This window comes from Halosimplex aquaticum, from assembly GCF_028747785.1.
Classification (GTDB): domain Archaea; phylum Halobacteriota; class Halobacteria; order Halobacteriales; family Haloarculaceae; genus Halosimplex; species Halosimplex aquaticum.
This window is the reverse complement of sequence record NZ_CP118158.1, coordinates 67964-87930: the sequence shown is the minus strand read 5'-3', so window position 1 is coordinate 87930 and position 19967 is coordinate 67964. Positions and strand designations below refer to the sequence as shown.

Annotated in this window: 22 protein-coding genes; 14 read left to right on the top strand and 8 right to left on the bottom strand. The window is 69.6% G+C overall.

The window, feature by feature from the left end:
• Positions 1 to 32: 32 nt before the first annotated feature.
• Positions 33 to 1115, bottom strand: a complete 1083-nt coding sequence (locus PSC72_RS00485) for a hemolysin family protein (RefSeq protein WP_274323940.1) — start codon at positions 1113 to 1115, stop codon at positions 33 to 35.
• Positions 1116 to 1328: 213 nt separating this feature from the next.
• On the opposite strand from PSC72_RS00485, the gene PSC72_RS00480 reads away from it, so the two are divergent.
• Entirely contained in the window at positions 1329 to 2003 is a 675-nt protein-coding gene (locus PSC72_RS00480; RefSeq protein ID WP_274323939.1) for a metal-dependent hydrolase, read from the top strand.
• A gap of 39 nt (positions 2004 to 2042) precedes the next feature.
• On the opposite strand, the gene thrC is transcribed toward PSC72_RS00480, so the two are convergent.
• Positions 2043 to 3305 carry a threonine synthase gene (gene thrC, locus PSC72_RS00475; protein WP_274323938.1) on the bottom strand — a complete coding sequence of 421 codons (1263 nt, stop codon included), beginning with the start codon at positions 3303 to 3305 and terminating at the stop codon, positions 2043 to 2045.
• Positions 3306 to 3430: 125 nt separating this feature from the next.
• Between thrC and PSC72_RS00470 the strand changes: the two genes are divergently transcribed.
• The 6 genes from PSC72_RS00470 (at position 3431) to PSC72_RS00445 (ending at position 8007) form a co-directional block, all read left to right on the top strand.
• Positions 3431 to 4096, top strand: coding sequence for a helix-turn-helix domain-containing protein (locus PSC72_RS00470; RefSeq protein WP_274323937.1), 666 nt, complete (start codon positions 3431 to 3433; stop codon positions 4094 to 4096).
• Between the two features lie 79 nt (positions 4097 to 4175).
• Complete coding sequence (locus tag PSC72_RS00465) at positions 4176 to 4511, top strand: DUF7344 domain-containing protein (RefSeq protein WP_274323936.1); 336 nt, start codon at positions 4176 to 4178, stop codon at positions 4509 to 4511.
• Between the two features lie 139 nt (positions 4512 to 4650).
• On the top strand, positions 4651 to 5355 hold the full coding sequence (locus PSC72_RS00460) for a protein sorting system archaetidylserine synthase (protein WP_274323935.1): 705 nt from the start codon (positions 4651 to 4653) through the stop codon (positions 5353 to 5355).
• 80 nt (positions 5356 to 5435) lie between these two features.
• Complete coding sequence (locus PSC72_RS00455; RefSeq protein WP_274323934.1) at positions 5436 to 5681, top strand: hypothetical protein; 246 nt, start codon at positions 5436 to 5438, stop codon at positions 5679 to 5681.
• Between the two features lie 61 nt (positions 5682 to 5742).
• Complete coding sequence (gene bioB / locus PSC72_RS00450) at positions 5743 to 6864, top strand: biotin synthase BioB (RefSeq protein WP_274323933.1); 1122 nt, start codon at positions 5743 to 5745, stop codon at positions 6862 to 6864.
• 30 nt (positions 6865 to 6894) lie between these two features.
• On the top strand, positions 6895 to 8007 hold the full coding sequence (locus tag PSC72_RS00445) for a saccharopine dehydrogenase family protein (protein ID WP_274323932.1): 1113 nt from the start codon (positions 6895 to 6897) through the stop codon (positions 8005 to 8007).
• Here PSC72_RS00445 and PSC72_RS00440 read toward each other — a convergent pair.
• Both PSC72_RS00440 and PSC72_RS00435 read right to left on the bottom strand, forming a co-directional pair.
• Positions 7991 to 9058 (bottom strand): hypothetical protein, encoded by a 1068-nt coding sequence (locus tag PSC72_RS00440; protein ID WP_274323931.1) that lies wholly within the window; start codon positions 9056 to 9058, stop codon positions 7991 to 7993. The two genes, PSC72_RS00445 and PSC72_RS00440, sit on opposite strands and share 17 nt — an antisense overlap.
• A gap of 148 nt (positions 9059 to 9206) precedes the next feature.
• Entirely contained in the window at positions 9207 to 9551 is a 345-nt protein-coding gene (locus tag PSC72_RS00435) for a DUF7344 domain-containing protein (protein WP_274323930.1), read from the bottom strand.
• Positions 9552 to 9762: 211 nt separating this feature from the next.
• On the opposite strand from PSC72_RS00435, the gene PSC72_RS00430 reads away from it, so the two are divergent.
• The 4 genes from PSC72_RS00430 (at position 9763) to bioD (ending at position 13302) form a co-directional block, all read left to right on the top strand.
• Positions 9763 to 10590 carry a TrmB family transcriptional regulator gene (locus PSC72_RS00430; RefSeq protein ID WP_274323929.1) on the top strand — a complete coding sequence of 276 codons (828 nt, stop codon included), beginning with the start codon at positions 9763 to 9765 and terminating at the stop codon, positions 10588 to 10590.
• A gap of 134 nt (positions 10591 to 10724) precedes the next feature.
• Positions 10725 to 11324 (top strand): hypothetical protein, encoded by a 600-nt coding sequence (locus tag PSC72_RS00425; protein ID WP_274323928.1) that lies wholly within the window; start codon positions 10725 to 10727, stop codon positions 11322 to 11324.
• Between the two features lie 65 nt (positions 11325 to 11389).
• Positions 11390 to 12601 carry an aminotransferase class I/II-fold pyridoxal phosphate-dependent enzyme gene (locus tag PSC72_RS00420; protein WP_274323927.1) on the top strand — a complete coding sequence of 404 codons (1212 nt, stop codon included), beginning with the start codon at positions 11390 to 11392 and terminating at the stop codon, positions 12599 to 12601.
• Positions 12598 to 13302, top strand: coding sequence for a dethiobiotin synthase (gene bioD / locus PSC72_RS00415; protein ID WP_274323926.1), 705 nt, complete (start codon positions 12598 to 12600; stop codon positions 13300 to 13302). The genes PSC72_RS00420 and bioD overlap by 4 nt, the downstream gene beginning before the upstream one ends.
• A gap of 255 nt (positions 13303 to 13557) precedes the next feature.
• Here bioD and PSC72_RS00410 read toward each other — a convergent pair whose 3' ends face one another.
• From PSC72_RS00410 to PSC72_RS00400, 3 genes are all read right to left on the bottom strand, one after another.
• Positions 13558 to 14622 (bottom strand): phosphotransacetylase family protein, encoded by a 1065-nt coding sequence (locus tag PSC72_RS00410; RefSeq protein ID WP_274323925.1) that lies wholly within the window; start codon positions 14620 to 14622, stop codon positions 13558 to 13560.
• The gene (locus tag PSC72_RS00405) at positions 14619 to 16721 is read right to left on the bottom strand and encodes an acetate--CoA ligase family protein (RefSeq protein WP_274323924.1); all 2103 of its coding nucleotides are present in this window, start codon (positions 16719 to 16721) and stop codon (positions 14619 to 14621) included. Before PSC72_RS00405 ends, PSC72_RS00410 begins: the two co-directional genes overlap by 4 nt.
• A gap of 107 nt (positions 16722 to 16828) precedes the next feature.
• On the bottom strand, positions 16829 to 17302 hold the full coding sequence (locus PSC72_RS00400) for a YbaK/EbsC family protein (RefSeq protein ID WP_274323923.1): 474 nt from the start codon (positions 17300 to 17302) through the stop codon (positions 16829 to 16831).
• Between the two features lie 54 nt (positions 17303 to 17356).
• On the opposite strand from PSC72_RS00400, the gene PSC72_RS00395 reads away from it, so the two are divergent.
• Complete coding sequence (locus PSC72_RS00395) at positions 17357 to 17743, top strand: hypothetical protein (RefSeq protein ID WP_274323922.1); 387 nt, start codon at positions 17357 to 17359, stop codon at positions 17741 to 17743.
• A gap of 187 nt (positions 17744 to 17930) precedes the next feature.
• Complete coding sequence (dpsA, locus tag PSC72_RS00390) at positions 17931 to 18479, top strand: DNA starvation/stationary phase protection protein DpsA (RefSeq protein WP_274323921.1); 549 nt, start codon at positions 17931 to 17933, stop codon at positions 18477 to 18479.
• A gap of 12 nt (positions 18480 to 18491) precedes the next feature.
• On the opposite strand, the gene PSC72_RS00385 is transcribed toward dpsA, so the two are convergent.
• Positions 18492 to 18674, bottom strand: a complete 183-nt coding sequence (locus PSC72_RS00385) for a DUF7331 family protein (protein WP_274326241.1) — start codon at positions 18672 to 18674, stop codon at positions 18492 to 18494.
• Positions 18675 to 18822: 148 nt separating this feature from the next.
• On the opposite strand from PSC72_RS00385, the gene PSC72_RS00380 reads away from it, so the two are divergent.
• Positions 18823 to 19920 (top strand): Gfo/Idh/MocA family protein, encoded by a 1098-nt coding sequence (locus PSC72_RS00380; RefSeq protein ID WP_274323920.1) that lies wholly within the window; start codon positions 18823 to 18825, stop codon positions 19918 to 19920.
• Positions 19921 to 19967 lie beyond the last annotated feature (47 nt).

The window sequence follows — 19967 nt, the reverse complement described above, 5'->3', positions numbered from 1 at the left end:
TCACGATCCGTGTGCGCCGGCGAACCAGGCGGTCAGCTGGCGCCGACCGCCGCCGCGCCGGTGTCGATGGGGTCCTCGATGTCGCCGGTGACCGACTCCAACAGGTCGGTCACGGTGACCATGCCGACGACCTCGCCGTCCTCGATGACGAGCGCGAGCTCCTGGTTCTCCGCCTGGAACTGGTCGATCGCGTCGCTGACGTCGGCGTCCGGCGACATCGTCACCGGCGGCGCGGCCAGTTCGGCGAAGTCGACGTCGTCTCCGGCCAGTTGCTCGCGGTTGCGCATGAGGACGGGCAGGTAGACGATCCCGCGGAAGTCCGTCAGCTCCTCGCCGACGAGCGGGTATCTCGTGTGCGGGTTCTCCTCGATCCGGCGGAAGTTCTCCGCGGCGTCGTCCTCCGTCGAGAGGGCGACGACGTCCTCGGCGGGGACCATCACCTCCCGGACCGGCCGCTCGCCGATCTGGAGGGCGTTCATCACCTCCTCGCGGCGCTCCTCGCTGAGTTCGCCCTCTTCGAGGACCGAACCCAGTTTGTTGCGCAGGTCGGCGCGGGACTCGATGACGTCTTCCTCGGTCTCCAGCCACGCGCCGGTCATCTCGATGCCGAACAGCCGCAGCGTCCACTTGGCGATGTAGTCGCCCAGGCTGATCAGCGGCGAGATCGCCCAGTTGAACAAGTACAGCGGCGTCGCGCCGTACTTACAGACCATCCGCGAGCGCTCGACGCCGAGGTAGGTCGGGGTCTGCTCGCCGTGGGTCAGGTGGACGAGATTGATGATGAGGAAGGCGATGATCGCGCCGGATCCGACCGAGGCGAGGGCCGTGTTCGCGAACAGCGGCTCGAAGATGGCCGCCAGCGCCGGTTCCGCGACGATCCCGACGGCGATGCTCGACGCGGTGATCCCGACCTGGCAGGTAGTGAGATAGATCTCTAGGTTCTGCGTCATCTCCCAGGCCCTGTTCAGCGCGCCGCTTGTGCCGTCGCCGACGAACTCCGACTCCGTGAACTGCCTGGCGCGCGTCAGCGCGAACTCGATAGCGACGAAGAAGCCGTTGGTCAGGATGAGTCCGACCCCCGCGATCAATCGGACCCAGACCTCCAGGTTACTCATCGAGCCGTGCGCCTGTGCCAACCCGATACCCGCAAGCGATCGGATCCAGGTCTCCAGGGCGGTCATCGCCGACGGATTCTCCTTCGAGGGGTAAAGAAGCGGCGAAACGCCCGATTTCCCGGGGTATCGACGTTTCGTGGCCGTTCTGTCCGATTCCCGGGGCCGGTCGCGCGCTCCTGAAAGGTTATGCCACTGGCTGCCATGGCCACTGCCATGCCTTCGACGCTGGTCCATCTCGCCTTCGGCGGGATGATCGCCGCCGCGCTGCTGGGGTCGGTCTTCGACCGTCGGTCGCTGCTGGTCGTCCTCGCCGTCGTCGCCGCGCCCGACTTGGACTCGTTTCTCGCCCTCGCGTTCGTCGCCGGCCACCGAACGCTCCTGCACACCTACCTGATCCCGATCGTCGCGAGCGCGCTGTTGTACGTCGACCTGCGCGTGCGCGACCGCTCGTTCGTCCGCGACCGCTGGGGGCCCCGCGGGATCCGGGTCGCCTGGGTCAGCGTCGTCGCCCTGGCGTTCGCGGGGATCGGGCTGGACTTCGTCGACCACGGGGTCAACCCGCTGTGGCCGCTGCACGACCAGTTCTACGTCCTCGACGGCCGCTTCGAGATCTCCGACCAGCGGGGGATCGTCCAGTCCTACGTGGATCTGAGCCCCGACACCGAACAGACCGGCCCGCGGAGCCGCGGCTCCTCCCAGGAGGTCAACATCTCCACCGGCGTCGACCCCAATCCCGGCGGCGAGGGCGGCGGCCCCGACCCGGACACGGTCGAAGACCCCGAACGCATGTTCCCGGTCGTCCGCCACGGCTGGCAACTGGCCATTCTGGTCACGGGGACGTTCGTCACCGGCGCCCGTCTGGTGGCGGAGGAACTCGACGAGAACTAAACCGCTGTCCGAACCGTTCTGCCGGCCGCTAGTGCCCGGTTAGATGTCGTCCGGGAGCCCCTCGCCGGCGGCGTCGACGGCGATCACGTCGTCGACAGCCTGCCGCGCGCTGGCGGTGTCCTTGAGGCCGGTCCCGGTGGCGACGACGACGACGCGCTCGCCGGATTCGACCGTGCCGCGGTCACGCGCGGTCCGGACGCCGGCGACGGCCGCCGCGCTCGCGGGTTCGGCGAAGACGCCCTCGCACTCGCCGAGGAGACGCTGGGCGTCCAGTATCTCCGCGTCGGAGACGACGACGGCGTCGCCGTCGCTCTCCCGGAGCGCGCGGCAGGCCTTCCCCGCGTTGTGCGGAACGCTCACGTCGATGCTGTCGGCGGTCGTCTCGTCGGCTTCCCCGGACGACCGCTCGCCGCCGTCTGCGACGCGGGCTGCGTCGACAGGTTCGGCGTCTGTGTCCTCGGACTCGGCGACGAATCGGTCGTAGATGGCGGTCGCGCCCTCGGCCTGCACGCCGAGCATCCGGGGGGCGTCGTCGAGCAGGCCCATGCGCTCGAAGTCGCGGAGGCCCTTCCACGCGCCGGCGAGCGAGCAGCCGTTGCCCATCGGCATGACGACCCAGTCGGCGTCGGGGGCCTGCTCGGCGAGTTCGAATCCGAGGGTTCGCTTGCCCTCCACGGCGTAGGGATTCATGGCGGCGTTGCGGTTATACCAGCCCCGTTCGGCCGACACCTCGCGACAGAGTTCGTAGGCGTCGGCGTAGGTGCCGTCGACGCCGAGCACCGTGGCCCCGTAGAGGCGCGGCTGGACGGCCTTGGCCTCCGGGAGGTCCGCGGGGACGAAGATGCGGCAGTCGAGGCCGGCGCGGGCGGCGTAGCCGGCTAGCGAGGCTGCGGCGTTGCCGGTCGACGCGCAGGCGACCACGTCGTGGCCCTGCTGGCGGGCGCGCGAGACGACGACGGCGCTGCCGCGGTCCTTGTTCGACCCGGTCGGGTTCGTCGTCTCGTTTTTCACCCGGGCGTCGACGCCGAGCGCGTCACCGAGCGCGGGCGCGTCGAGGAGGTCGGTCCCGCCGGCGCCGAGCCTGACGGGGTCGCCGTCGACGGGGAGGAGCGGCTCGTAGGTCCACAGGTCCTCGGTCGGGCCCGCGAGGGCGTCGGCCGCGCGCTCGCGGAGGGCCTCGTAGTCGTAGCGCACGTCGAGGATGCCGGCGACGCCGTCGTGTTCCGGGCAGGTGTACTCGACGTCGTCGGGGGCGTAGCGCCGACCGCAGCGTTCGCAGGCTAGGGCCTCGACGGTGGTCATCTGTTCGTTCGCTTCCCAGTCGGACCGACCGTCACAAATGCCTTCTGGCTTTCCGGCGGGCAACCGTGACCGTCTCGCAGCTACCTCGCAAACGACGTTATCCCGGTCAGCGCGCAATCCCGGTCGTGAGCCTCTTCGCCGAGTTTCGGATCCGGTCCGAGGACTTCGCGCTGTCCTCGACGCTCGAACGACTGCCCGACCTGGTGGTCGAGATCGATCGCGTCGCCGCCACCGACGAACTACTGACGCCGTACTTCTGGGTCTCGGAGGTCGACCTCGACGCCTTCGAATCGGCCGCGAGCGAGGACCCCACCGTGGCCGACCACCGGCGACTCGACGACTTCGAATCGGCCTCGCTCTATCGGGCGACCTGGACCGGAGACGTCGACACGATCGTCTACGCCTACACGCACGGCGGGGCGACGATCCTCGAAGCGAAGGGCCAGGGCGGCGTCTGGGACATCAAGATCCGCTTCGACGGCCGCGACCCGTTCGACGAGTTCAAGGAGTTCACCGACGGCCACGACATCGCTTATCGCCTCGAACAGCTCTACGAGACATCCCGCCCGCGGACCGGGAGCCGATACAACCTCTCCGAGAAACAGCACGAGGCGCTCAACACCGCCTGGGAGATGGGGTACTTCGAGGAGCCCCGCGAGACGACGCTCGACGCGGTGGCCGCGGAACTCGACATCGCCCGGCAGTCGCTCTCGCAGCGACTGCGGCGGGGTCACCACGCGCTCATCGCGAACACGATCCGCGTCACGCCGCTCGCCGAGGAGAAGGCGTGAGTCCGCCGCGACCGATCACTGAAAAACCCCTGCCGTGTGCAGTACGAAGGTCTACCCGTCTGGGGACACACTCTCCTCCATGGAGACGCACCCGACCGACGAGACGCGCTCGGTAACGGACGCCTTCGGGCTACTCGGCCACCGATATCGTCGGTACGCGGTCAGGACGCTCGGCGAGCACCGGTGCGAACTGGCGCTCGCGGACCTGGCCGACGAGGCGGCGCGTCTGGAGTACGACGACGACCTCAGCGCCATCGCCTCCGAGGACGTCCGGGAACTGTACCTGTCTCTCTACCACACGCACGTCCCGAAACTCGTCGAGGGGAACGCGGTCACCTACGACCAGGACGCGGACATCGTCGCCCCGCTTGACCGCATCGACTCGCTCGTACAGGTCCTCGACGCTGTCGAGTGAGCCCGGCCTGCCGCAAGCGTTCCTGCCTGCCACACGTTTCTGAGCGCGCTCTGAGACGGACCCGACCCGCCGCGGCCCCGGGATCTGTCGCAGCCGCGCTTCCCCGTGATTGATGTACCCCGTCACCGACAGCGGTGGTATGAACGAGGGGCTGCGGGTGCGCGAGCGGATCGGCGTCGCCGACGGCGTCACGCTCGCGAACGCCGTCGTCGGCTTCGCCGCCGGCGTCGTCGCGCTGTCGGACCCCACGCTCGCGGCGCGACTCGTCCTGCTCGCCGCCATCGCCGACGCCCTCGACGGTATCGTCGCGAGGCAGTTCGGCGGGACCGAGGTCGGGCCGCTGCTGGACTCGGTGACCGACGTGGTCTCGTTCGGCGCGACGCCGGCCCTGCTCCTGTACGGCATCGCGGCCGCCGAGTGGGGCTGGCTCGGCGACGGCCTCGCCGCGGCGCCGCCGGACCGCGCGCTCGCCGCTCTCGCGGCCGGCTCGCTGTTCGTCGTCTTCTCGATCCTCCGGACCGCCCTGTACAGCCAGTTCGTCGGCGAGGGCGAGAACCGGCCCGGCATCCAGAACACGCTGGGGGCGACTATCCTCGCCGCCGCGTACCTCGCCGGACTGACCTGGGTCCCGGGGCTGCTCGCCGTCGCGGCCGTCCTCTCGCTGGCGATGGTCGCGCCGGTCCCGTATCCCAAGCTCAGGGCCCGCGACGCCGGCCTCCTCGGCGTCGTCCAGGCCGCCGCGATCGTCGCACCGCTCGCGTTCCACCGCGTGCTCCCGCGCTTCCTGCTGGTCGCCGCGCTCGCGTACATGCTGCTGGCGCCGCGGTTCTACTGGGGCGAGTGAGCGCTCTCCGCATGGCCGTAGCCGCTAGACTGCCGCGAGTCGGCGACAGCCTTACCCGGTGTCGGAGTGAGCGATACGACGTGACGCCGAAACGGCCGATATGGTACCGTTCGAGTCCGATCCTCGGTGCGTTCGGTGGCGCCGCGAGCGCAGCCTGGTACGACGCGACCGGAGCGGCGCTGACCAGTAGCGGGTTCGATCTCGCGACCGGCCTCGCCGACGCCTTGTTCTCCGTCCACCCGCTCGTGGGCTATCTCGGATTCGTCGGCCTCGGGGTCGCTCTCGGCTCCCTCTTCGCTCGGATCGACGCCGACGAGAGCGAGTGAGAACGGCGGCCCGACCCTCGCCACCCGAAGCTTTTTCGGACAGTCAACCGACGAATCGATCGTGGTTTACGAGACGGGAAATCGCACGATAGACGACGCGGTAGCGCGGGTGCTGGCGGGCGAGCGGCTCGACCGCCGCGACGGGATCGCGCTGATCGCCCAGCCGGTCGACGAACTCGCCGCAGCCGCCGACGCCGTCCGCGCGCACTTCGGCGACGGGACGGTCGACGCCTGTTCGATCGTCAACGCGAAGGCCGGCGACTGCGCCGAGGACTGCGGCTTCTGCGCCCAGTCGGTCCACTTCGACACCGGCATCGAGACCTACGGCTTCCTCGACCCCGAGTCGATCCTCGAATCGGCCAGGCGGGCCGAGCGCGACGGCGCCCAGCGCTTCGGCATCGTCGTCGCCGAGAAGGGCGTCTCGAAGGAACACCGCCCCGAGGAGTGGGAAGAAGTCCTCCGCGCGATCAGACTGGTCCGCGACGAGACCGACGTGGAGGTCGACGCCTCCCTGGGCATCCTGACCGAGGAGGAGGCGGCGATCCTCGCCGAGGAGGGGATCAATCACTACAACCACAACATCGAGACGTCGCCGAGGTTCTTCCCGGAGATAGTCGACTCCCACTCGTTCGACGACCGGGTGGAGACGCTCGAAGTGGCCAAGGAGGCTGGGATGGATCTCTGCGCCGGCGTCATCCTCGGGATGGGCGAGAGCCCGACCGACCGGGTCGATGCGGCCGTCGCGTTGCAGGACGTCGGCGTCTCCTCGCTCCCGGTGAACATCCTCAATCCGGTGGCGGGCACCCCTCTCGGTGAGCGATTCGACGACGGCGCCCAGATCACGACCGAGGAGATAATCCGGACCGTCGCCGTCTACCGACTGCTCCACCCCGAGGCGCGCGTCCGCCTCACCGGCGGACGGGAGGCGAACCTGGACGAGGACGAGCAGCACCTGCCGTTCGAAGCGGGCGCCGACGGCATGCTCACCGGCGACTACCTGACGACCGAGGGCCAGTCCGCCGCCGACGACATCGAGATCGTCGAGCGGGCGGGACTGGAACCCAACACGGAGGCCAACGAGTTCGACCCGTCCGCGGTGAAAGCGCGCGAGGCCGACCCGGCCCCGACCGACGACGAGACGGAGACGGCGGCGGGGAGCGCGACCAGCAACGTTTCAGACTGACGACGCGGTTTCGGATCTCACCACACACGCATGGACGACACGACATTCGCGGTACTCGGTACCGGTGGTATCGGCAGACGGACGCTCGACGTGGCCCGGCACAAGGACGGCCTCACGCCGGTCGCGGCCTGCGACCGCAACGGCGTCGCTATCGATCACCAGGGCCTCGACGTCGACGAACTCCTCGACGCGACCGAGGGGAACATCGCCTCCGGCCCGGACGAGGCGTCCGGTGACACGCCGGCGACGCCTACCAGCGACTACGCCTCCGACGGGGGCGCAGCGGCCGCCGAGGGCGCCACCGCGGGCGGCGGCGTGAAACAGGCCGGCGAGGGCGCCGGCATCGTCGCCAGCGAGCAGGGCGAACCCACCGACGCGCCCATCGACGACGTGATCGCCGAGAGCGACGCTATCGACGCGGTCCTGCTCGCGCTCCCGAACCTCGAACACGACTTCATCCCGCGGATCGCCGAGCGCTTCGCCGACGCGAGCTACGAGGGCGTCCTCGTGGACGTGCTCAAGCGCTCGCGCGTCATCGGGATGCTCGACGACCGCGAGGAGGCCCTGGTCGAGAGCGGCATCACCTTCGTCTGCGGCGCCGGCGCGACCCCCGGCTTCCTGACGGGCGCCGCGGCGCTGGCCGCCCAGTCGTTCGTCGAGGTCGAGGAGGTCAAGATCTGGTGGGGCGTCGGCCTCAAGTCCGGCTACGAGGACAACCGCGGGACCGTCCGCGAGGACATCGCCCACCTCGACGGCTACGACGTGGAGACGGCCCGCGAGATGAGCGAGGGTGAGATCGAGGCGCTCGTCGACGAACACGACGGCGTGCTGGAGTTCCGCGACATGGAACACGCCGACGACGTGCTCCTCGAACGGGCGGGGATCTGCGACGCCGAAGACGTGACCGTCGGCGGCGTCCTCGACGTGCGCTCCGACGAGAAACCGACGACGACCACCGTCCGCGTGACCGGCCGCACCTTCGACGGCGAGCGCGGGACGAACGCCTTCGAACTGGACGACGCGACCAGCATGGAGGCGAACGTCAACGGCCCCGCGCTGGGCTACCTGAAGGCGGCCGTCCTCCGCAACCGTGCGGGCGACTACGGCGTCTACGGCCCCGCGGAGATCATGCCGAGTTTCTGAACCCGCCCGTTTGCCGACCGCTTCGACCCGCTCGCTCGGCCTCACCGCCCCCGGGAGACCGTGTTCCGGACGGCCGGAGCGACTCGACGGAACTGACTTGCAGAATAAAGCTACAGACTCTACTCTCGTGTGAGTCAAGCGCGAACGCGGGCCGGACCGCGACCGCACAGACCCGTTCACCGGGATCCGGACACGAGAACCCACTATGGCTCACTACCCGTACGACGTCGGCCAGGACCGACACCAGCGAGAGGGAGAACAGCGCGACCAGGCGCGTCATCACGGTGATCGAGAGGGGATCCAGCGGGGGCGTCAGCAGACGAGACAGCGAGAGCACCGGCAGACGGGGGACCGTCGAGAGCACCGGCAGCGAGGCGACCGAAGCAACCAGGGCGGGATCGCCGAAGCGGTCAGAGAGATGGCCCCCGGACTGGGGAGCGACCAGCACCAGGGAGGGGGACAGCAGCGCCGACAGCAGGGACAACACCACCAGGGCCACCGCCATCACCAGCAAGGCGGCCAGCAGCATCAACAGGGCAGCCAGCAGCACCATCAGAGTCAACGCCACCAGGGCAGCCAACACCACTTCGACAGCCAGCGACACGATCAGGGCCAGCAACACCGCCACGGTAGCCAGCAGCATCAGGGTAACCAGCAACACCACTGGGGCCAGCAACGAGGCGATCAGCACCACTCGCGCGGCCCGGAGGAGTTCGGCGAGCGCGAGCGGCAACACTTCAGCCAGCAGGGAGAGCGCCGCGAGAGCCGGCGGGACCGTCAGAGCGGCCAGGGCGGGATCGCCGAAGCAGTCAGAGAGGTGGTTCCCGGCGTGGGAGGCGACCAGCACCAGCGCGACAGTCGACAGGGGACGCAGCAGAGCCGACGACAGCACCACCAGCAGGGCCACCAGCGTCAGCCTCCGGATTCGAGCGGATTCGGTGGCGCCCAGTGGGAAGGCGTCGGCCGGCAGGGCGGCCAACAGTACAGCGACCGGGGTCGCCACCAGGGCGGCCAGCACCAGCGCAGACGACACGACGAGGGGCGGCACCACGGGCGGAGCAGTCGGAGCCACGAGCAGTCCGACGACCAGCGGCACTTCTGGGAGTAGCGACCGACCAGTTATCGCAGACGGGGCGACAGCGCCCCGCGTTTCTTCGCCTCTCCGTCGACCCCTGGCGAGTTTTCGGGCACGGCCCGCTTCAGCGCTCGGCGGCGGGGACGTGTCGGCTCAGCGATTCTATCTCGGCGACGTCGACTGCTTTCGTTTCGGCGTCGTACGCGATACCGCCGTAGTCGTCCAGTTTCGGCAGGTGGTGGTGGTGTAGCGACGCCGCGACCTCCTCGACGCGGTCCGCGGGCACGTCTCTCACGTCGGTCTCCGCCTTCCGTGCGGCGACGTCTCTCGCGAGGTCGACGAGCGCGACCGGCGGCTCGCGCTCGGCGAGGGCCGAGACGGCGAACCGGCGGCGGTCGTCGGCGAGCAGTTCGCAGATGGCGTCGATGGACTGTCCGTCGCTGGGTGGTGAGTTGATCTCGTAGGTCATCTATCACGGGGAGCGGTCGCGTCCGCCGGGGCACCGTTCGGCATCGGGGACGGCCTGACTCTACGTCCCGTATCCCGTTGACGTATATAAGCGGCGTCGGACTCGCGAGGGAACACAACGGGTGGTGTTCCTCGGCGAGTAACAGGCGCTGACCGGCCGGGGGCGGACGCAAAGGTACTCCCGCGTCGGAGCCGTACACCGTTGGGACGGCATGCAAGACGCCCAGGAAGCGATCGACGCGCTGGAGAACCTCGGGCTCACGGAGTACGAGGCGCGCTGTTTCGTCGCGCTCGCACAGCTCCCCCACGGGACGGCCAAGGAGATCGGGCAGGTGGCCGACATCCCGCGGTCGCGGGTCTACGAGACGATGGAGCGACTGCAGCGGCGGGGACTCGTCGAACTGCACGAGGCCGAGCCCCGGCAGTACCAGAGCGTCTCGATCGAGACCGCCATCGAACTGCTCCGGACGGAGTACGAGTCGTACTTCGACTCCGTCGAGCGCACGCTTCGCCAGCTGGAACCGACCTACAAGAAGGCCGAGCAGGCGGTCTGGGCGATCAACACGCACGAGCAGGTCACGGGGCGGGTCGTCGACCTCCTCTCGGAGGCGACCGACGAGATACTGCTGCTGGTGATGGATCCTGACCTGTTCGACGAGGACACCGTCGCCGCGCTCGAAGCGGCCAGCGAGCGCGGCGTCGCCGTCTACGTCGGAACGTGCTCCGGAGACGTCCGCCAGCACGTCGAGAGCGCCCAGATGGACGCCACCGTCTTCTCGACCGACCTGATCGAGTGGTTCACCGAGACGGGTGGCTCGCCCCGCGTCGGGCGCGTCGGGCGCGTCCTCCTCGTCGACCGGAACCCGGTACTGGTCAGCGCGATCCACGAGGAGGAACTGCCGGGAGTCCCGAACGAGACAGCCGCCTGGAGCGACGGGGTCGACCACGGCTTCGCCACCTTCGCCGAACGCGTCCTGACATTCCACCTGCAGGAGAACATCGACCTGGACGACGAGATCGACGCGGAGACCGACGGCTGACCCGGAGGCTTCGTCGCCCGACCAGTCCTCAGACCACCCGTTCGATCGCTCGCGGGCCGTCCGCCGAGTGAACACCAGTCCCACCCCGAGGGACGGACTCAGCGTTTATCCCGCCGGGCCTCCGTGTCGACGGTATGGTCGATCTGGCGCCGTTCGAGGAGTACTGCGAGTTCGGCGGGGACAGGGTGTACCTCCTGTTGGCCATCGCCCGGGCGAAGGAGAACGAAGACCGCCCCAGCGGCGACTCGCCGACGTTCCGACGGGTCGTCGAGGCCGAGGGCGACCTGGCCGCAACGGCGGACGAACTGGCCCACGCGGCGAGCCGGTTCGACGCGCACCATCGCCTCTATCTCACGGTGAACGCCCGGGACGCGCTCGGCGCGACGTTCGAACTCAAGCGGTCGCTGGACGACTGGATCGAGGGACGGATCCACGGCGACGAGGGCGTCCGCGGCAAGTTCAAGCGGGTCGACCGCGAGTTCCTGTCGACGCTCCAGTCGGACGGCTCCCGCGACGAGACGAACTTCCTCTTCGACCTCGACGACGCGACCGCGGCGGACCGCGACCGCCTGCGGTCGCGACTCGCCGAGCACACGACCGTCTCGCTGGAACGCGAGACGCCGAACGGCTACCACCTCGTCACCGAGCCGTTCGACTACAACCGGCTGGAGACCGACGTCGCGTACGAACTGAAGACCGACGGGCTGGTCTTCGTCTCGTATCTCGGGGAGTGAGGGCCGGCGGTCGAACGTCCGATGGAACCGAAAGGACGAGGGCCCGCCCGGGCGCGGGAACTGGTATGACCGACCGCGGGTTCGACCTCGAAGCGCGGTTGCGCGAACGCGAACGGGCGGGGCTCCGCCGCGACCTCAGACCGGCCGAGACCGTCGGGGCGCGCGCCCGGTTCGCCGACGATCCGCGCGGCGACGCGCCCGACTACGGCGCGGAGTCGCTCGTGTTCGCCTCGAACGACTACCTCGGACTCACCGGCGACCGCCGGGTCCAGCGGGCGGCCGAACTCGCCGCCCGCTCGGTCGGCACCGGCGCCGGCGCCTCGCGGCTCGTGACCGGCGACACGGGTCTCCACCGCGCGCTCGAACGCGACCTGGCCGACTGCAAGGGGGCCGAGCGCGCGCTCGTCTTCTCCTCCGGCTACGCCGCGAACGTCGGAACTATCGACGCGCTCGCGCCCGACGTGGTCTTCTCCGACGAACTGAACCACGCGAGCATCGTCGACGGCTGCCGCATCGGCGCGGACGAGACGGTCGTCTACGACCACGCAGACCCCGACGACCTCCGCGCGAAGCTGGCCCAGCGAGCGGCCGGCTCGCTCGACAGCGGAGCCGAGGAGGACTGGCTCGTCGTCACGGACTCCGTGTTCTCGATGGACGGCGACGTGGCACCGCTTGCGGCCGTCTGCGACGTCGCCGACGAGTTCGGCGCGTGGGTGATGGTCGACGAGGCCCACGCGACCGGGCTGTTCGGCGACGGCGGCGGCGTCGTCCAGCGCGAGGGGCTGTCCGACCGCGTCGACGTGCAACTCGGGACGCTCTCGAAGGCCCTGGCGAGCCAGGGCGGCTACGTCGCCGGCGACGAGGCGCTGGTCGAGTACCTCCTCAACGCCGCCCGGTCGTTCGTATTCTCGACCGGGCTCGCCCCGCCCGCCGCCGGCGCGGCGCGCGAGTCTCTCCGGATCGCCCGCGAGACCGACCGCCCCGAGCGCCTCTGGGAGACTGTCGAGACGCTCCGCGCCGGCCTCGAAGCGATGGGCTACGAGGTGCTCGGCGAGACGCAGGTCCTCCCCGTCCTCGTCGGCGACCGCGACGACGCCCTCGCGCTCGGGGACCGGCTCGCCGAGTCGGGTATCGTCGCACCGGCGATCCGGCCGCCGACCGTCCCCGAGGGCACGGCCCGTATCCGGGTCGCGCCGACGGCGACCCACTCCGCCGCCGCGGTCGACCGCTGTCTGGAGGCCTTCGAGACCGCCGGACGGGAGGTCGGTGTGCTGTGACGGCCCCGAGTGCCGACGACCTGTCGGCGGACGACGTGACGGACTTCGCCGTCGTCGGGACCGACACGGGCGTCGGGAAGACAGTCGTGACCGCCGGTCTGGTCGGGTGGCTCCGCGATTCGGGTGTCGCGGCCCGCGCGGTCAAACCGGTCCAGACTGGTTATCCGCCGGACGACGATGCGGGGTTCGTCGCCGAGGCCTGCGGGAGCGACGACGCCGCGATCTGCCTCGAACGGCTTGAACCTCCGCTGGCACCGGCGGTCGCCGCGGATCGGGAGGACGTGGATCTCTCGTACGAACGCATCCGCGGGGGCTGCGAAGACGCGCTCGCCGACACACCGGTCGGCGTCGTCGAGGGGATCGGCGGGCTCCGGGTCCCGCTGGCCGGGGACGCCGAGGTCGTCGACCTGATCGCCGACCTGGACGTTCCCGCGCTGGTCGTCGCACGGTCCGGGCTGGGGACGCTCAATCACTCGGCGCTCACGGTCGAGGCGCTCGAACGCCGCGGGTGTCGCGTCCACGGGATACTCCTCAACGAGTACGAGGGCGCGTCGGTCGCCGAACGCACGAATCCGGAGACGCTTCGGGAGATGACCGGCTGTCCGGTGTGGACGCTCCCGCCGCTGTCGCTCGAAGTTCCGCGGGCAGCGGTCGCCGGCGTCCGGGAGCGACTCCCGAACGACGCCGTTCCGGGCACGTGACGAGCGGTCGGCGGCGGACCGCCGTCCGGGTAGGGGTATAAAGGGAACGGTGGGGCGTGAGCCCCGGCGTGTGACACTACGGAGCCAACTGGCTCCATCGGAACGAGCGCATTTCGCCACATAAGTGGGGTAAATCGTTCTAGCGCTAAACGGGTCTTTGAGCGCGGTAGCGCGGCGCTATCGCCGTCTGAAACTCGGAATAGGGACGCTACCCGCGTGACGAGCGCGAGGGTTCGATCGCGGCGCCGTCGGCCGTTAATCGCCGCTTTCGAGGAGCGCAGCGAGGTCGGCGTGGTCCGAGAGGAGCCCGACCATGCGGTCGACGGTCTCGGGGTCGCGGGTGCGACCGGTGCTCAGCACGTCTTCGAGGCGGTCGACGGTGACCTTCGTGTCCGACTGGACGAGCAGGACCGGCACGTCGGCCTCGGCGGCCTTGCCGAGGATGGCTCCCGACGGTCTGAGCCCGCCCGTGAGGACGATGCACTCGATGCCCGGCGCTTCGAGGGCGGCGGCCTGTATCTCCGCGCGGTCGCCGCCGGTGACCATGGCGGCGTTGCGCATGCGCCGGAAGTGACGCAGGGCGGCGTCGCTGCCCATCGCGCCGACGGCGAAGCGCTCGACGAAGCCGTCGGTCGACGCCTCGGGGTTGAGCAGTTCGGCGCCGATCGAGTCCGCCAGGTCGGCGACGGTGACCCCGGCCAGGTCCTGGACGCGCGGGACGATCCCGAGCACCGCGATGTCGCGGGTCTCCAGGAACGGGACGACGTCGGTGTTCAGCGACTCGAAGTTCCCGTCGGCGACGGCGTTGAAGAGGACGCCCGCGAGGTGGCCCTCGAACTGCTGCGCGGCCGCGAGCACCCCGTCCACGTCGGCGGGGTTGGCGTAGCCGCCGACGAGGACCGTCCGCGCGTCGAGCAGTTCGGCCACGTCGGGGTCCGTCAGGCCGACGATGCCGCCCGTCTCCAGTCGGCCGCCCCCTTCGATTACGACGAGGTCGTACTCCTCGGCGAGGGCGTCGTAGTGCTCGCGGACGCGCTCGCGCACGTCCTCGTCGCGGTTGCCCCGGATCGCCTCCTCGATGAACGCCGGCGAGTACACCACCGGTTCGAGGTCCGCGAGGTCGTCCTCGATGCCGAGTACCTCCTTGGCGAGGATCGGGTCCTCGTCGCGGGTCTTCCCGACGGGGCTCTTCAGGCGGGTGCCCTTCGGCTTGAAGTAGCCGACGTCGAGGCCCTCCTCTTGAGCGAGTTTCGCGACGGCGATCGCGATGGCTGTCTTGCCGGTGCCTTCTCCGGTGGACGTGACGAAAATGGGTTTCATAGTTCCTCCTGGTCGATGGTGAGTCGCACGTCGACGGCCCGGACGCCGTCCGGCGTCGCGACGAGCGGGTTGATGTCGAGTTCGACGATGGCGGGGAAGTCGGTGACGAGCTGCGAGAGGCGCTGGATGGCCTCGACGACCGCCGCCTCGTCGACGGGTTCGCGGCCGCGAGCGCCCCGCAACAGCGGCGCGGCCTCGATCTCGTCTAGCATCTCCCGGGCCGACGGCTCGCTGACGGGCGCGACCCTGACGGTCGTGTCTTCGAGCACCTCGACGAAGATGCCGCCGAGGCCGAACAGCACGAGCGGCCCGAACTGCGGGTCGCGGTTCATCCCGGCGATGGTCTCGACGGCCGCGTCCATGTCGAGCATCTCCTGGACCTGCACGCCGAGGATGGTCGCGTCGGGCTGGTAGTTGCGCGCCCGGGTCACTAGGTCCTCGTAGGTGTCGGCGACCTCCTCGGGCGGGACGCCGACCGCGACCCCGCCGATGTCGGACTTGTGCAGGATGTCCGGGCTGACGATCTTCATGACGACCTCGTCGCCCGCTCCGACCCGCTCGGCCGCATCGACGGCGTCGGAGCGGCTGTCGACGATGTCGGATCCGGGCGTCGGGATGCCGTAGGCGTCGAGCAGCCCCATCGCCTCGACGCCGAGGCGGTTGGTGTCGCGACGGCCGGCCGATTCGAGGATCTCGCGGGCGGCCTCCCGGTCCACGTCGAACGTCTCCGGTTCCGCGTACTCCCGGCGGCTGATATCGCGGTACTCCCGGAGCGCGTCGAGGCTCCTGACGGCGCGAGCCGGGTCGAAGTACGTCGGGATGCCCGCCGACGAGAGCGTATCGTTGGCCGCGCGCGTCGACGAACCGCCCATGAGCGTCGCCGCGACTGGCGTCTCGTACTCGGCCTGCAGGTCGACCACGGATTCGGCGAGCGCCTCGAACGAGAGCGTGGCCGTCGGACAGGCGAGCACGACGGCGGCGCCGACGTTCGGATCTGCGAGCGCGACGTCGAGCGCGTCTTCGAAGCGTTCGACGGGCGCGTCGCCGATGATGTCCACCGGGTTGTAGACGTTCGCCTCGTCGGGGAGCGCTTCCTGGAACGCCGCGACCGTCTCGTCGGTGAACGACGCCAGCGAGAGGTCGGAGTCGCCCACGGCGTCGGTCGTCATCACGCCGGGGCCGCCGGCGTTGGTGACGATGGCGACGCCGTCGCTCTCGGGCAGGGGCTGCCCCGCGAGGATGCTCCCGAAGTCGAACAGGTCCTGCACCGTCTCGACGCGGAGCACGCCCGCCTGGTCGAGCGCGGCCTCGTAGGCGGCCTCGGAGCCCGCGATGGCGCCGGTGTGAGAGGCGGCGGCCGACGCGCCGGCCTCGGTGCGGCCCGACTTGACGACGACGATGGGCGTCTCCCGCGATACCTCGCGGGCCGACTCGACGAACGCCCGGCCATCGACCACGTCTTCGAGGTAGCCGAGGATGACGTCGGTGTCGGGGTCGTCGCCCCACTCCGCGACGAAGTCGCTCTCGTCGAGGACGGCCTTGTTGCCCAGCGAGACGACGTTGTGGAAGCCGAGGTTGCGGTCGTTCGCCCAGTCGACGACGGCGGTGACGAACGCTCCCGACTGGCTCATGAACGATATCGAGCCCGGTTGGGCGCTCTCGGGGCCGAACGTGGCGTTCATGCCGAGGTCGGTGTTCATGACGCCGAGGCTGTTGGGGCCGACGAGGTTGAGGTCGAACTCCGCGGCGAGTTCGCGGAGTTCCCGCTCGCGCGAGGCGCCCTCGCTGCCGGACTCGCCGAAGCCCGCGGTGATGACGACCACGTCGCGGACGCCGGCCTCGCCGGCCTCGCGGATGGCGTCGAGGACGATGGAGGGGGGCACGACGACGACCGCCACGTCCACGTCGGGGACGTCTGTCACGCTGTCGTGGGATTCCAGACCCAACACCTCGTCTTTCGTGGGATTGACGGCGACCACGTCCCCCTCGAAGTCGGCGAGGAGGTTCGCCGTGATTGCGCGACCGACGGACCCCTCGCGGTCGGTCGCGCCCACCACCGCGATCCGGTCGGGTTCGAACAACGTTGCTAACTGGCCCATCTAGATCGGCCTTCGAGTCGTGTCCGTTTATAAACTGTCCCCGTTCTCAGACCGCAGGAAGGGGCGGTCCGAGGCCCGGCCGGCGGTCCTCCCGGAGCGGGACTCCCTCACGCCTCGGCGACGACCGCCGGCGTCGCGTCGGCGAGGTCCTCGATCCGGTCGGGAGCGATCGGAAAGACCGCTTCGGGTGTGCCCGCGGCGGCCCAGACGGTCTCGAATTCCAGGAGCCGCTCGTCGAGGTAGACGGGGACGATCGTCTCGTGGCAGAACGGCGGGACGCCGCCGATGGCCCAGCCGAGCGTCTCCTTCACTTCGGCCGCCTCGGCGAGCCGGACTTCGTCGGGGGAGACGCTCCGCAGGTCGGCGAGGCGTCGCTCGCTCACCCTGTGTGCGCCGCTCGTCACCACGACGACGAACTCGTCGGCGACCATCGCGATGGAACTCGCGATCTGGGCCACGTCGCAGCCGACCGCCTCGGCGGCGTCCGCGGCGGTCTTCGTCCCCTCGGGGAACTCCCTGATCTCCACGTCGACGCCGAGTTCGGCCGCGCAGCGCGCGAACTCCGCTGCCCGCGGATGCATACCATAGCCTTCGCGACGGGATTATAAATGCGCTGGCCCCGTCGGTTCGACGCGATGACCAGGGACGAACTGGCGGCGTTCGACGAAGCGGTGCTGGCCGAGGCGGCCGACGAACACGGCGTGTCCGCGGACCGCCTCGCTGATCTCGTTCGCACGCACCAGTCGAACGTGCGCGACCTGCCGGGCGTGGAGGACATCGTCTACGAGTGGCGCAACTACTTCCACAGGGACCCGCTGGTCGGGCGGACGGAGGGAGCGTACTACCTGGCGCTGCCCGACCACGTCTGGGAGGAGTTCGCGGAGGACATGGATATCGAGGGCGCGGAACGGGCGGCGCTCCTCGCGGTCCACGACCGGCAGGCCCGCACCGCGGACCCCGACGCCGGCGTCGACACGTCTCGCCTCGACGCCGACGAAGCTCTCGTCTTGACTCGCCCGTGAACATCTGTACCAACGGATCGTCGGTGATCTAATTCTCGCGGTCACTCGAATCCGAACGCGGTCGGTGTAAACTGAATCGCATCAACGAAACGAGTTTGCGCAAAACGACACTTCAATTTTTGCTATCCAAAAATATTCTTCCCGTCTAGCAATCTTTAAGGGGTGGGCGGACGAACAAACGGACGTAATGAGCACCCAGAAGCACGTCCTGCAAGAGGCCGGCACGGTCGAGGAGAACTCGCTACGGCTCGACCAGGGGAAAGCCGAGCAGATCGTCGACGCCCTGAACACGGACCTGGCGGCGACGTACATGCTGTACCACCAGCTGAAAAAGCACCACTGGAACGTCGAGGGGGCGGAGTTCCGCGACCTGCACCTGTTCCTCGACGAGGCCGCCGAGCACGCCGAGGAGGCCGCCGACGAGATCGCCGAGCGACTACAGGCGCTGGGCGGGACGCCGGTGTCGAACCCGGTCAACATCGCGGAGACCGCGCCCGTCGAGTTCGAGGGCGACGACGTCTACGACATCCGCACGTCGCTGGCGAACGACCTGGAGATGTACGGCGACATCATCGAGAGTCAGCGGGAACACATCGAGCTCGCGACGGACCTGGGCGACCACGCTTCCGCGGAGATCCTCCGCGAGATCCTGGTCCAGACCGAAGAGGACGCCCACCACGTCGAACACTACCTCGAAGAGGACACGCTGGTCACCGACGCCGCGATCGAGAAGTAACGAGTCGTCGCGCTACTGTCGGACGTCGAGGGTGAGGTCCGTCGCGATCCACCCGTCGTCGTTGCCCGACTCGGTGAACACCGTTTTGGTCTCCGTGGTCGAATACGCGGATATCTCGGGGCAGTCCGCTGGGGTGCGTTCGTCCGGCGCTTCCGACGGCCGCCGCGCGTCCGTCGACTCGTCCGTTGCTTCCATGACTGGGTTTAGGCAAACCTAAAGAAATAAGGGTTGCGGTCGGTCTCGTTTTTTTGACGGCCCGTCCCGTCGCCGAGTGGTCGGGCCGTTCGCGGCAGTTCGGACCGGAGTCCGGGGGATTGAGTATGGTGCTCGCCGAGGACAGCGCATGGAACCACTTTCGGTCGGACTCGTCGGCTGCGGGAACATCAGCGAGCGGTATCTGGACGCCGACGGGACCTTCGACGCCTTCGAACTGGTCGCCTGTGCGGACCTCGACGAGGACCTCGCGCGGGCGACGGCCGACGAACACGGCATCGAGGCGCTGCCAACCGACGAACTGCTCGCCGACGAGTCGCTCGAGGCGGTCGTCAACCTGACGCCGCCCCACGCCCACGCGCAGGTCATCACGGACGCCCTCGAAGCGGGTAACCACGTCTACACCGAGAAGCCGTTCGCGACCACGGTCGAGGACGCCGCGGACATCGTCGCGACCGCCGCGGAGGAGGGCCTGCTGGTCGGCTCCGCGCCCGACACGTTCCTCGGCGCGGGCCTCCAGACGGCTCGGCAAGTCATCGACGAGGGCCGGATCGGGGAGACAGTCGGCGCGACCGCCCACTGGACCTCGCCGGGCCACGAACGCTGGCACCCGAACCCGGACCTGTACTACCAGGAAGGCGGCGGCCCGCTGTTCGACATGGGGCCGTACTACGTCACCGCGCTCGTCTTCCTCCTCGGGAGCGCGACCCGCGTCGCCGGGTCGGTCTCCCGGCCGCACGACACCCGGACCATCGGGAGCGAACCACGTAAGGGCGAGGAGATCGACGTCGAGGTGCCGACCCACGAGGCGGGGCTGGTCGACTTCGCCAACGGCGCGACGGCGGACCTGCTGATGAGTTTCGACGTCGAGGCGTCGACGCTCCCCTCGCCCGCGTTCGAGATCTACGGCACCGAGGCGACGCTGGCGCTCCCCGACCCGAACCACTTCGAGGGCCCGGTCCGGATCCGCAGCGACGGCGACGACGAGTGGGAGACCGTCCCGCTCACGCACGACTACACCGCCGGCCGCGGCGCGGGCGTCGCCGACCTCGCGTACGCGGTCCGCGGCGACTGGGACCACCGCACCAGCGGTGACCTGGCCTCGCACGTCCTCGAGATCATGTCGGCTATCCGGACGTCGTCGGCCGAGAGCGCCTTCGAGACCGTCGACTCCGATCCCGGCCGGCCGACGCCGCTCCCCGCGTCGTTCCCGGACGTGGACCTGTAACGCTCGGAGTGGGCCGCCCGCACGGTCCGCCGCAGTGGACCGTCCCG